Source organism: Providencia sp. PROV201 (assembly GCF_028479545.1).
GTDB classification, from domain to species: Bacteria; Pseudomonadota; Gammaproteobacteria; order Enterobacterales; family Enterobacteriaceae; genus Providencia; species Providencia huaxiensis.
Genome location: NZ_JAMPNW010000013.1, coordinates 76,053 through 88,466 on the forward strand (window position 1 = coordinate 76,053; position 12,414 = coordinate 88,466).

Here is a 12,414-nt window from a genome sequence, read left to right on the forward strand (position 1 = left end):
ACGAAAGGTTGGGAGTTACATCACGAAATGAGCCTTTTCAGGGTGTTAACAATTCTGTAAACTGCTCTCGGTGTGTACTTTTCCAGTGGAAGATCGTTTATTCAGCAGTACCGCTGGACAAAACAAAAAGAGGTCATGATGAGTACTGAAATTAAAGCCCAAGTGGTTGTGCTTGGTGCAGGCCCTGCAGGCTATTCTGCGGCTTTCCGTTGCGCTGACTTAGGTTTAGAAACTGTTTTAGTAGAACGTTATTCAACCCTTGGTGGTGTTTGTTTAAACGTTGGTTGTATTCCTTCTAAAGCGTTATTGCATGTTGCAAAAGTGATCGAAGAAGCAAAAGCTTTAGCAGAACACGGTATCGTTTTTGGTGAGCCAAAAACTGACATTTCCAAAGTTCGCTTATGGAAAGAAAAAGTCATTAATCAGCTGACGGGTGGTCTGGCTGGTATGGCTAAAGGCCGTAAAGTTACCGTAGTTAACGGCTTCGGTAAATTCACAGGTGCCAACACGCTGGTTGTTGAAGGTGAAAATGGTAGCACAACTATCAATTTCGATAACGCAATCATTGCTGCGGGTTCCCGTCCAATTCAATTACCATTCATTCCACATGAAGACCCACGTATTTGGGATTCAACAGATGCATTAGAACTGACTGAAGTTCCTGAGCGTCTGCTGGTTATGGGTGGGGGTATCATCGGTTTAGAAATGGGGACTGTGTATCATGCACTGGGTTCTCAAATCGATGTGGTTGAAATGTTTGACCAAGTCATCCCAGCGGCTGACAAAGATGTGGTTAAAGTATTCACCAAACAAATCAGTAAAAAATTCAATCTGCTGTTAGAAACTAAAGTAACGGCAGTTGAAGCGAAAGAAGACGGTATCTACGTTTCTATGGAAGGTAAAAAAGCTTCTGCAGAACCACAACGTTATGATGCAGTATTAGTGGCAATCGGTCGTGTTCCTAACGGTAAAAACTTGGATGCAGGCAAAGCAGGCGTTGAAGTTGATGACCGTGGCTTTATCCGTGTGGATAAACAAATGCGCACTAACGTTCCACACATCTTCGCTATTGGTGATATCGTTGGTCAACCAATGTTGGCTCACAAAGGTGTTCACGAAGGTCACGTTGCCGCAGAGGTTATCTCTGGTCTGAAACATTACTTTGACCCGAAAGTTATTCCATCCATCGCCTATACTGAGCCAGAAGTTGCATGGGTTGGTTTAACTGAGAAAGAAGCGAAAGAACAAAATATCAGCTATGAAGTTGCAACTTTCCCATGGGCTGCGTCAGGCCGTGCAATTGCATCTGACTGCTCAGAAGGTATGACTAAACTGATTTTCGACAAACAATCTAACCGTGTTATCGGTGGGGCGGTTGTCGGCGTGAACGGTGGTGAATTACTGGGCGAAATCGGCTTAGCAATTGAAATGGGTTGTGATGCAGAAGACTTAGCATTAACTATCCATGCTCACCCAACACTGTACGAATCAATCGGTATGGCTGCTGAGATTTACGAAGGTAGCATTACTGATTTACCAAACGCTAAAGCGAAAAAGAAAAAATAATTTTCTTTAATCGCATAGATAAACAGTATCTCTAGTATGCTGTTTATCAGCAAAGCGAATGAAGCCAATGTGGAAACACGTTGGCTTTTTTTGTATTTATCTAAAAATAAAGACAAAGTTTTATTTAATTCATTAATGCTTGTTTTTAATAACTAACTAAGAAATTTAGTATCTTTGATATGATTATTTAATTCAGTATTTTTATATTATTTGAATGATACTGTTTAGTTGACTATAAAAATATTAAATTTTATTTTCCTTATTGTGATATTTAAATGCTAATAAGGAAATTAGATTATGACAAATATGAGTCATGTGGATTCAATGACTGTAATAGGAACTCGATTACCTGTTGAGAATAATACCGCTTTATATTTCGGTGATGGATATTATGATGGATATAATAGTTATCTTGAAAGTTATAGACATGAAGTTTCACCTGAATGGTATCACGCTCTAAATGATTTTATGGATTACATGTCATATTGTGAATATATGGCTACTCCTATAGATATTGAGTCTTTATTAGATAAAAATGGAAAGGTTGATTTATCATCAAAAGAAAATATTGAGACTAAAAAGGAAATAATTAAAGAGCATATCGAGAAACAAAAATTATTTTTGGAAAAAGTTGAAGGATTTAATGAATGGAAATTTTTAAATAATCCAGAGAAATACCCTTTTGTACAAGAGATAATGATATCTGGCAGATTAATCAGCAAAGAGTATAAAACCTCAGCTGAGCTAGATAGCTTTTTAATTGGGTATAATGAGAATACCTATCTAGACAGTTTGAATGACAATTATAAATATGGAGATGGAGATGAAGAGATACTTGATAAGTCGGCAAGAGGAAGTATTACTTCTGTTAAATATTTACATAGCAGATTAATTAATGCCATTGATGTTAATACAGAGAATTTGAATAAACTCAACTTTACTCAAAGTAGTATATTTGCTATTCCGTCTCCGAATGTTCCTACATTACCTCATGGTGTTGGTTCAAATTCACAAGTAACACAAACAGCAGATAGCAGTATTGCAAAAGGTATCGAAAAGGCATTAGGTAATATTCGTGATGGTCTAGCGGAAACGTTTGATTGTACTTTCGGAATGAGTTGCTCAAATGATATAGATAAAGCAGCAAAAAATCCAAATGTTGGAATGGAGTTAGGGGTAGAAGAAAAAGGTGCTTTAGAGACTTCTGGTGGTAGCGTAAGTGGCACTCCTAATGGACTTGAGCCCGATGATCAAAGGCTTAAACAACAAACAATTCAAGTTTCTAATAGAAAAAATGAAATTAAAGAATTATTTGAATATGATAATAGTAGATCTGGCATTCAAATAGGAAATAGGACTTTAATTGAAACGCCAAACAAAGGTAACGCAAAGATTTTTAATGGAGCATCAGAAGTAGAAATTAAGCAGTATTTTGTTGAGTTAACAGGTAATAGAGTTTTACCGGAAGTAAGGGCTGTTCCGGGAAAAGGAAATATTTATACTGTTAAAACCCCAAATGGGAGCTTCAATCTACGTGATTTTTCTCATTCTGCAAGTGAAACAGGGAAGGCTTGGACGATTGATATTCCAAGAGGTATTGCTAAGGATGCTGCACCAGCAGAAATAAAATTTTTAAAGTGAGTCTATAATGGAAAAAACTCTACATTTTGATGAGATTATTGGTGATGCAAAAGGGCTATGGTTATCAGGGTTGTTTGGTTCCATAGTGAGTTGGAATCCAAACAAGTGTTTCTATGAACATAGGGGGATATTCTTTTCTATGATAAAAGAGTTATTAGAGAAGCAAATAATTAGATTCTGTTCTCCTGATGATCCTTTAGGCAAAAACATTCCGTATTGGAATGCTAATAGTCAAGAAATTGTTAATCATCTTGAACAATACTGGCCTGAAAATGCTAAAGCAGAGGATGATGATGACTTGAACTTCTATTTTTATGAAATGCCAGCGATTTTATGGATGGATGGATCCGGAAAATATGTGGGTTCTTAAATTTTCTATCTAAATAGGTTTAGGTCAATACAATAATTTCCTTAGATGACTCTGTAAGACCCTGTAAATAATTCTGTATATTTACAGGGTCAAATGATCTGACTTGATGATGCTCAAGGCGTAAGCAATCGCTGGTTTGGCCATTGTTTACACCTTATCTACATTTACTAACTTTCAATCATTGGTGTAAGCTAAAACAAAATAATACCTATTAATAAGAAAGCGCTATGGAACTAAAACCCACTGCAATTTTAATCCACGTACCCGATGTCCAAGCGGGATTGGCTTGGTATCAGCAAGCTTTTCCACAAGCAAAGGCAGAATACTTGCCTGAATTTGATTTCACCTTATTACATGTCGGAGACTTCACGATAGAAGTGGTGCAAGCGGATGAAAAAGTTAGTGAGGGTAAAAAGGGAACGGTATTGTATTGGCAGGTCGATAATTTTGATTTGGCTTTTGAGCATTTCACTCAATTAGGGGCAAAGCTGTACCGCGGGCCAATGTTAATAGATGGTAACAACCGAATGTGCCAATTTGAAGACCCGTTTGGCAATTTAATTGGTTTAAAAGGGCGGTAAAATCCATTAAAACCTTTAAAGGGATTAAAACCAATCGCAATGATTTACCTTATCAATTAGTAATATAAATAAAATTGCGATAAAAAATATAATTTGTGATAGCTGATGAAAAAAGGCACTAATTAGGGTGCTTTAAATTTTAAAATGCATTATAAAAAGTATGGTTTTTTCGGCGTTTTACGATGATTAATAGTATCTTAAGCTGAAAAATAACCAGTAATGAAGTGTTAAGGCGTAAAGTTAGTAGTTAAATGTTGCTTTCTTGTGAATGAATTAACATTACGTTTAAATTCTGCTATGCTGATCGCCCGAAGCTGGGCATAATTTTACCGCCATTGAGATTATGCGAGCAAATTCCTCTGACCTGGCACCGGATGATAATTTTGTCAGTATGGTGCAGACAGCCGGGTATACAAATTACAATGAAGCGAGGAGAACGTCGTGCTAGAAGAATACCGTAAGCACGTAGCCGAGCGTGCCGCTCAAGGGATTGTCCCTAAGCCATTAGATGCGTCACAAGTAGCTGCACTGGTAGAGTTACTCAAAAACCCACCCAAAGGTGAAGAAGATTTCCTGTTAGACCTGCTGACCAACCGCGTCCCCCCTGGTGTTGACGAAGCAGCGTACGTAAAAGCTGGATTTTTAGCCGCGATAGCTAAAGGCGAAACTTCCTCTTCTCTTATCTCCCCTGAAAAAGCCATTGAACTGCTAGGGACTATGCAGGGCGGATATAACATCCATGCACTAATTGAAGCGTTGGATGACGAAAAACTTGCGCCAATCGCCGCTAAAGCACTTTCCCACACCTTACTGATGTTTGATAACTTCTACGACGTAGAAGAAAAAGCGAAAGCGGGAAATGTTCACGCGAAACAAGTTATTGAGTCATGGGCAAATGCCGAGTGGTTCAAAGAGCGCCCTGCGTTAGCTGAAAAAATGACCGTAACTGTGTTCAAAGTGACTGGTGAAACTAACACAGATGACTTATCGCCAGCCCCTGATGCATGGTCACGTCCAGATATCCCATTACACGCATTAGCAATGCTGAAAAACGCACGCGATGGTATTGAACCAGACGATGCGGGTAATGTTGGCCCAATCAAGCAAATTGATGCGCTGAATAAGAAAGGTTTCCCACTAGCTTACGTGGGTGACGTTGTCGGTACTGGTTCTTCTCGTAAATCAGCGACTAACTCCGTGCTATGGTTTATGGGTGACGATATCCCATTTGTGCCAAATAAACGTGGCGGTGGGGTAGTATTGGGCGGCAAAATTGCACCCATCTTCTTTAATACAATGGAAGATGCGGGCGCATTACCAATTGAAGTGGACGTTTCTAAACTGAATATGGGGGATGTGATTGACATCTATCCATTTAAAGGTGAAGTGCGTAACCATGAAACGGGTGAGCTACTCGAAACATTCGAATTAAAAACAGATGTGCTGATTGACGAAGTCCGTGCGGGTGGTCGTATTCCACTGATTATCGGCCGTGGTTTAACCAGCAAAGCACGTGAATCTCTGGGCTTAGAAGCAACAGATGTATTCCGTCACGCGAAATCCGTTGCACAAAGCAACCGTGGTTTCTCATTAGCACAAAAAATGGTTGGTCGTGCTTGCGGTCGCCCAGGTATTCGCCCTGGTGAATACTGTGAGCCAAAAATGACCTCTGTAGGTTCACAAGATACAACTGGCCCAATGACCCGTGATGAGCTGAAAGACTTGGCTTGTCTTGGTTTCTCTGCAGATTTGGTTATGCAGTCATTCTGCCACACTGCTGCGTATCCAAAGCCTGTTGACGTCACAACGCACCATACTTTACCTGATTTCATCATGAACCGTGGTGGTGTTTCTCTGCGTCCAGGCGATGGTATTATTCACTCTTGGTTAAACCGTATGCTATTACCTGATACCGTCGGTACAGGTGGTGACTCACATACGCGCTTCCCAATTGGTATTTCATTCCCTGCGGGTTCTGGTTTGGTCGCATTTGCTGCAGCAACAGGGGTGATGCCTCTGGATATGCCTGAGTCAGTACTGGTTCGTTTTAAAGGTGAAATGCAGCCGGGTATCACATTACGTGACCTTGTTCATGCAATCCCACTGTATGCAATCAAAGATGGTTTACTGACCGTAGAGAAAAAAGGTAAGAAAAACATTTTCTCTGGCCGTATCTTAGAAATCGAAGGTTTGCCTGAGCTGAAAGTTGAACAAGCGTTTGAATTAGCGGATGCGTCAGCAGAGCGTTCAGCAGCGGGTTGTACTATCAAATTAGATAAAGCGCCAATTATCGAATACCTGCAATCGAATATCGTTCTATTAAAATGGATGATAGCAGAAGGCTATGGTGATCGTCGTACTATTGAACGCCGTATCAAAGGGATGGAAAACTGGTTAGCAGATCCACAACTGCTAGAAGGTGATGCAGATGCGGAATACGCAGCAGTCATTGAAATTGACCTGAATGACATCAAAGAGCCAATTCTGTGTGCACCAAATGACCCAGATGACGCACGTTTATTGTCTGATGTTCAAAACGAGAAAATTGATGAAGTCTTCATCGGTTCTTGTATGACAAACATTGGCCACTTCCGTGCAGCAGGTAAGTTATTGGATTCCCACAAAGGCCAATTACCAACGCGTTTATGGGTTGCGCCACCAACTAAGATGGACGCAGCACAATTAACTGAAGAAGGTTACTACAGCGTCTTTGGTAAGAGTGGTGCGCGTATTGAAGTTCCAGGGTGTTCACTGTGTATGGGTAACCAAGCACGTGTAGCTGATGGAGCGACGGTCGTTTCCACTTCAACGCGTAACTTCCCGAACCGTTTAGGGACAGGTGCGAATGTTTACCTCGCATCAGCAGAACTGGCAGCGGTAGCCTCTTTATTAGGTCGTTTACCAACACCAGCAGAGTATCTGCAATTTATGGATAAGGTCGATGAAACAGCAGCGGATACCTACCGTTACTTGAACTTTGACCAGTTATCACAATATACCGAAAAAGCGGATGGCGTGATTTTCCAAACAGCCGTGTAACAAGGTAATATTAATCATGGAGGCTCCTAATGTTAGGGGCCTTTTTTAATTGGGTGTATTCGCTAAATATATTCAGAAATTTCGATTAAATTTAAATCGACATCACGTAAGTAAATAGATCTAATTGCTCCAGTAGCACCAGTCCGATTCACCGGCCCTTCGATAATTTTTATACCTTGTTGTTCAATATGCTTTTGCACGTCATTACTCAATTTTATTTTTTCTGTTGGTAATACCTCTCAACAAAGCGGTTTGACTCGCGTTATACTAGCGTCAATAACGCAAGAGTAGAGGGACTGCATATGGACTACCAATTTTTCCAAGATATCACCGGAGCTATCTCCGCTAAATTCTCGATGGATCATGAGGCTATTGGATATTGGCTTAATGAAGAGGTCAAAAATGACCTTAGTCTGTTAGATGCTATTGAAGAAAATTACGAAAAAATCAAAGGCAGTGAAAAACAATGGGAGCTTATTGGCCACGAATATACATTGTTGCTTGATGATGAAGAAGTGATGATCCGCGCCAACCAATTATCATTTGAAACTGAAGGGTTGGAAGAAGGAATGAGTTATTATGATAATGAAAGTGTTGCATTTTGCGGCACTGATGACTTCTTATTAATGCTAAAGGATTATCGAATTTTTGTTATAGAAAATAGATAGAATAATTTTATTTAGTGATTTGTTTTGTGTTTTAATAAATCATCGCTATTATTTGCAATGTACGGCCAGCCATTAAACGTTTTTTTAAAGATTTACTGGTTGGGGTTAATATTGATAATTGGATCCTAAAGGGTATATATATATGAATACTGATGATGTTACAGGCGCGTTGAATGATGCAACGAATTGGTTTGTGGCAAACCAAGATCTGTTAGTTCAGTATGCTGTGAATATCGTGTCTGCAATTGTTATCTTGATTGTCGGGATGATGATTGCAAAATGGGTTGGGCGTGGTTTACATCGCGTGATGACCATGAAAGGTATTGATTCAACAGTCAGTGACTTTTTATCAGCGATAGCACGTTATACCATTGTTGCATTCACCTTCATTGCGGTATTAGGGAAAATTGGCGTACAAACTGCTTCTGTGATCGCGGTAATGGGTGCGGCCGGTTTAGCTGTTGGCTTAGCATTACAAAACTCGCTGGGTAACTTTGCGGCAGGTGTGTTGCTGGTGGTATTTAGGCCACTAAAAGCGGGGGAGTATGTCTCAATCGGTGCTGTTGAAGGCACTGTGCAAAATGTACAAATATTTTCAACGACGTTAAGAACCGCAGATGACCGTATTATTGTTATTCCTAATGGGAAGATAATTGCTGATAACATCATTAATACCAGTCGTGAGCCTAATCGCCGTCAAGATATTATTGTGGGTGTTGCTTATGATTCTGATATTGATGTGGTGAAAAAAGTATTAGGTGATATCGTCGCTGCGGATAGCCGTATTCAGCATGCTAAAGGCGTCACTATCCGTTTACATGATATGGCTCCGTCATCATTAAATTATTTAGTGCGTTTTTGGACCACTAACGGTGATGCATGGCCTGTATATTGGGATTTGCTAGAAGAGTTTAAGCGCGCTCTGGACAAACATAATATTGGTATCCCATTCCCACAAATGGATGTTCATGTTCATAAGCAAAATGCGCCTATCAAGCAAGATGCTGCAGAGTAATATTTAGAAAGTCATATTCAGCAGTTTCACTGAAAATAAGAGCCTGTCTTCGATGGGCTCTTATTCATTTCTCACTCCTATATTTCCACCCCGATATTTTTCTTACCGATGCATTTTTGGTTATAAGTGATACTTATGACCCATTAGACTTAATCATTTCCACTAATAATTTTTTATCGCTAATATTCATGCATATTAATTGAATAAAAAATTGGAATTAATGCATGTTTTCGATCTATTTACAGGGTGCGCTATTAGGTGCTGCAATGATATTACCTTTAGGACCACAGAACGCATTTGTCTTACAGCAAGGAAGCCGAAAGCAGTTTCATTTAATGAGTGCATTATTATGCGCTTTAAGTGATACCGTTTTAATTATCGCAGGTGTGTTTGGTGGCAGTGCTTTACTCAGCCAGTCTGAAATATTAATGCAATTGATCACGTGGGCTGGCGTAGCATTTCTTATGTTGTATGGCTATGGTGCGTTTCGTACAGCGCTCAGCCCTGATGAGGTCATACTTCAAACGGAAAGCCGGGCTATCACAAGGTGGAAAGTGATTGTTACACTGTTTGCCGTCACTTGGCTGAATCCTCATGTTTATTTAGACACCTTTGTGGTTCTAGGTAGTGTCGGTGGACAGTTAGAAAACCAGTTACGACCTTGGTTTACGGCTGGAGCACTAACGGCGTCATTTGTGTGGTTCTTTGCATTGGCGATACTTGCTGCTTGGTTTTCACCCGTGTTAAATAAACCGCGTTCACAGCGCATTATTAACATTTTCGTGGGGAGTGTGATGTGGTTTATTGCATTTCAACTTGCGATACAGGGGCTTAAGGGACTCGGTTTGATTTCTCAATAACAATATATCTTCAACAGACAAGCAATAAAGTTCAATTTCTCATTATTCTGACTGTACTTTTTGTTTCATGTGTTACTGTTAAATTGAGCTCAGGGATAGTTTATTACCAATTATCCCTTTTTTAGCGATAAATAATTTTCTTGGGAGGTTCTGTGAAATTAAAATCTTTAGTTTTAGCTGCGATGGTAGCAGGTGCTGCGGTTCCTACCATGTCTTTGGCTGACCCGTTACCCAATGGCCCACACATTACAACTTCGGGTAATGCAATAGTGAAAGCGACTCCAGATATGGCGACGCTGAACATTCTTGTGACAGTCACTGCAAAAGATGCGGCAGCTGCGAAAGCTGGCGTCGATAAGCGAGTTGCAGAGTATTTTGAGTTTCTTAAGAAAAATGGCATTGAAAAAGAAGATATCAACGCGGCAAATGTGCGAACTCAGCCTAAATATGATTACAGTAGCGTGAAGCAAAAATCAACCATCGAAGGCTACACGGCAACACGTTCTGTTGAAGTGAAAGTGAAGAAATTAGACCAACTTAATGTCTTGTTAGATGGTGCTTTAGCCGCAGGTCTCAATGAAATCAACTCAGTACAGTTTGGTGTGGCTAACCCGCAACAGTATCGTGATGAAGCACGGTCTCAAGCGATTAAAAATGCGACAGAACAAGCCAATATCTTAGCAAAAGGCTTTAATGTCCAGTTAGGTCCTGTGTATAGCATTAACTATAATGCGCCAGCTGCGGTGCCATACCCAATGGCTGCAAGAAATTATGGTGGGGCGATGAAAGCCTCTGTTGCTCAAGACCTCAAGATTGATGAGACCTATGAACAACAGAGTATTGATTTTAATGACCAAGTCGATGTGGTATTTGAATTAAAACGCTAGCTTTTTGCGGGTTCATCTTCTTGTTTTAACATCTGGCGCCCCGTTTTTAATAGGGCGTCAGTCACATTTTTCATTGTACGGCTTTCAGGTGCGAAGCGGTGCCAGTAGAGCATCCGCCGCTGACATAACCCCGGGGTTAAATCAACCAATTCACCATTCGCTAATTCACTGGCTATCTGCAAATGTGGGATCATACAGCAGGTAGAACCTTGTTTCGCTAACTGCACAAAGGCTTCCGAGGAGTTCACGATATGGCATGGAACACTGCCCGGTGACAAACCAAAGTTTTGTTGTACGAAGGCTTGGTGCATATCGTCTAGATGGTCGAAAGCAACCGCAGGTGCTTTTAATAACGAAGAGCGAGTCACACCATCAGGGAAGTATTTTGCCGCAAAGCCAGGTGACGCAACAAAAATATAGTCCAGTGCGCCAAGTTTATCGACTAAACAACCCGGTAAGGCTTGGGGTTGAATACTGATAGCGCCGACCACCTCGCCGCGTCTTAAACGTTCTTGAGTCCGTGTTTCATCTTCAACCTGAATGTTTAGCCGAATAGGGCTATTGCCTAATACAGGGTTTAGGGCAGGAAGAAACCAAGTTGCCAAGCTGTCAGCGTTGACGGCAAGTGAGAGTAACAACGGGGTTGAGCCACTATTTTCATCACCTAACCATTGCTCTTCTAATAATTCAACTTGATGAAGCAGTGCTAGCAGTTTTTGCCCTTGTTCAGTTGGGTGCGGCGGAACGGTACGCACAAGTAGTGGTTGCCCAAACAGGTTTTCTAACTGCTTTATACGTTGTGACACAGCAGATTGCGTGATGCAGAGCTTTTGAGCCGCACGCTCAAAGCCGCGTTCACGGATAACGGCATCCAGTGCTTGTAATGCGCGATAGTCAGGGCGCTTCATCAAAAAAATCTCCTTGTTGTTATTCTACCAAGCACTATGCCATATTTTTACACGCAACACTTAAAAATATTATTGTTGTGGCGTAAATCCCAAGAACCGTGACATAAATACAGCGAACAAAGCTGCAACTTATTGGGTGTCCGGTATATACTAGTTATTAATAACCTTAATCACGACTCAATTAAATCTTAAAAGGCATGAGTATGACTCAGGACGAATTAAAAAAAGCGGTAGGTTGGGCAGCACTTGATTACGTAAAACCGGGCACTATTGTTGGTGTTGGAACGGGTTCAACGGCTTCACACTTCATTGATGCATTAGCCACAATGAAAGGCCAAATAGAAGGTGCGGTATCAAGCTCAGAAGCATCAACTCAAAAATTAAAATCACTGGGTATTACAGTATTTGATTGTAATGAAGTGGATTCATTAGATGTTTATGTTGATGGCGCTGATGAAGTTGACCACCATATGAATATGATCAAAGGCGGTGGTGCGGCTTTAACACGTGAAAAAATTGTTTCCGCAATTGCAAAAACCTTTGTCTGTATCGTTGACCAATCTAAGTTAGTTGATGTACTAGGTAAATTCCCACTGCCTGTTGAAGTGATCCCAATGGCGCGTAGCTATGTGGCACGTGAATTGGTTAAACTGGGTGGTACGCCAGAGTACCGTCAAAATGTGATTACAGACAACGGCAATGTGATTTTAGATGTCCATAATTTAAATATCGTTGACCCTGTGGCATTAGAAAATACGATTAATGGGATTGCGGGGGTTGTGACCGTTGGGTTATTCGCCAATCGCGGTGCTGATGTTGTATTGATGGGGACTGCAAACGAAGGCGTTAAAACCATCAAGTTATAATCTATATCATATT

General features: G+C 40.6%; 11 protein-coding genes and 1 pseudogene. 10 read left to right on the forward strand and 2 right to left on the reverse strand.

Annotated features, from left to right (window positions below):
* The first annotated feature begins 138 nt into the window (after nucleotides 1–138).
* The 5 genes from lpdA to acnB all read left to right on the forward strand — a co-directional run bounded on the left by lpdA (nucleotide 139) and on the right by acnB (nucleotide 7,197).
* Nucleotides 139–1,566, forward strand: coding sequence for a dihydrolipoyl dehydrogenase (lpdA, locus tag PR809_RS12350; protein WP_102137409.1), 1,428 nt, complete (start codon nucleotides 139–141; stop codon nucleotides 1,564–1,566).
* A 297-nt stretch (nucleotides 1,567–1,863) separates the two neighbouring features.
* A complete protein-coding gene (locus PR809_RS12355; RefSeq protein ID WP_241098669.1) occupies nucleotides 1,864–3,207 on the forward strand; it encodes a hypothetical protein in 1,344 nt (447 codons plus the stop codon).
* A gap of 7 nt (nucleotides 3,208–3,214) precedes the next feature.
* The gene (locus PR809_RS12360) at nucleotides 3,215–3,577 is read left to right on the forward strand and encodes a hypothetical protein (protein ID WP_166267662.1); all 363 of its coding nucleotides are present in this window, start codon (nucleotides 3,215–3,217) and stop codon (nucleotides 3,575–3,577) included.
* Nucleotides 3,578–3,804: 227 nt separating this feature from the next.
* Nucleotides 3,805–4,158 carry a VOC family protein gene (locus PR809_RS12365; protein WP_206276267.1) on the forward strand — a complete coding sequence of 118 codons (354 nt, stop codon included), beginning with the start codon at nucleotides 3,805–3,807 and terminating at the stop codon, nucleotides 4,156–4,158.
* A 441-nt stretch (nucleotides 4,159–4,599) separates the two neighbouring features.
* Complete coding sequence (gene acnB / locus PR809_RS12370; RefSeq protein ID WP_166267666.1) at nucleotides 4,600–7,197, forward strand: bifunctional aconitate hydratase 2/2-methylisocitrate dehydratase; 2,598 nt, start codon at nucleotides 4,600–4,602, stop codon at nucleotides 7,195–7,197.
* Nucleotides 7,198–7,259: 62 nt separating this feature from the next.
* Here the strand turns inward: acnB and PR809_RS12375 are convergent.
* A pseudogene (locus PR809_RS12375) lies at nucleotides 7,260–7,400 on the reverse strand (VOC family protein); the annotation flags it as partial.
* Between the two features lie 99 nt (nucleotides 7,401–7,499).
* On the opposite strand from PR809_RS12375, the gene PR809_RS12380 reads away from it, so the two are divergent.
* From PR809_RS12380 to PR809_RS12395, 4 genes are all read left to right on the forward strand, one after another.
* A complete protein-coding gene (locus PR809_RS12380) occupies nucleotides 7,500–7,865 on the forward strand; it encodes a YacL family protein (RefSeq protein ID WP_102137416.1) in 366 nt (121 codons plus the stop codon).
* Between the two features lie 142 nt (nucleotides 7,866–8,007).
* Nucleotides 8,008–8,880, forward strand: a complete 873-nt coding sequence (gene mscS, locus PR809_RS12385; RefSeq protein ID WP_166267668.1) for a small-conductance mechanosensitive channel MscS — start codon at nucleotides 8,008–8,010, stop codon at nucleotides 8,878–8,880.
* Between the two features lie 224 nt (nucleotides 8,881–9,104).
* Nucleotides 9,105–9,740 carry an arginine exporter ArgO gene (gene argO, locus PR809_RS12390; protein WP_166267670.1) on the forward strand — a complete coding sequence of 212 codons (636 nt, stop codon included), beginning with the start codon at nucleotides 9,105–9,107 and terminating at the stop codon, nucleotides 9,738–9,740.
* A 152-nt stretch (nucleotides 9,741–9,892) separates the two neighbouring features.
* Nucleotides 9,893–10,627, forward strand: a complete 735-nt coding sequence (locus PR809_RS12395) for an oxidative stress defense protein (RefSeq protein ID WP_166267672.1) — start codon at nucleotides 9,893–9,895, stop codon at nucleotides 10,625–10,627.
* Here the strand turns inward: PR809_RS12395 and PR809_RS12400 are convergent.
* Nucleotides 10,624–11,535, reverse strand: a complete 912-nt coding sequence (locus tag PR809_RS12400; protein ID WP_102137420.1) for a LysR family transcriptional regulator ArgP — start codon at nucleotides 11,533–11,535, stop codon at nucleotides 10,624–10,626. The genes PR809_RS12395 and PR809_RS12400 overlap by 4 nt on opposite strands.
* Before the next feature lie 203 nt (nucleotides 11,536–11,738).
* Between PR809_RS12400 and rpiA the strand changes: the two genes are divergently transcribed.
* On the forward strand, nucleotides 11,739–12,401 hold the full coding sequence (gene rpiA / locus PR809_RS12405; RefSeq protein ID WP_102137421.1) for a ribose-5-phosphate isomerase RpiA: 663 nt from the start codon (nucleotides 11,739–11,741) through the stop codon (nucleotides 12,399–12,401).
* The last annotated feature ends 13 nt before the right edge of the window (nucleotides 12,402–12,414 follow it).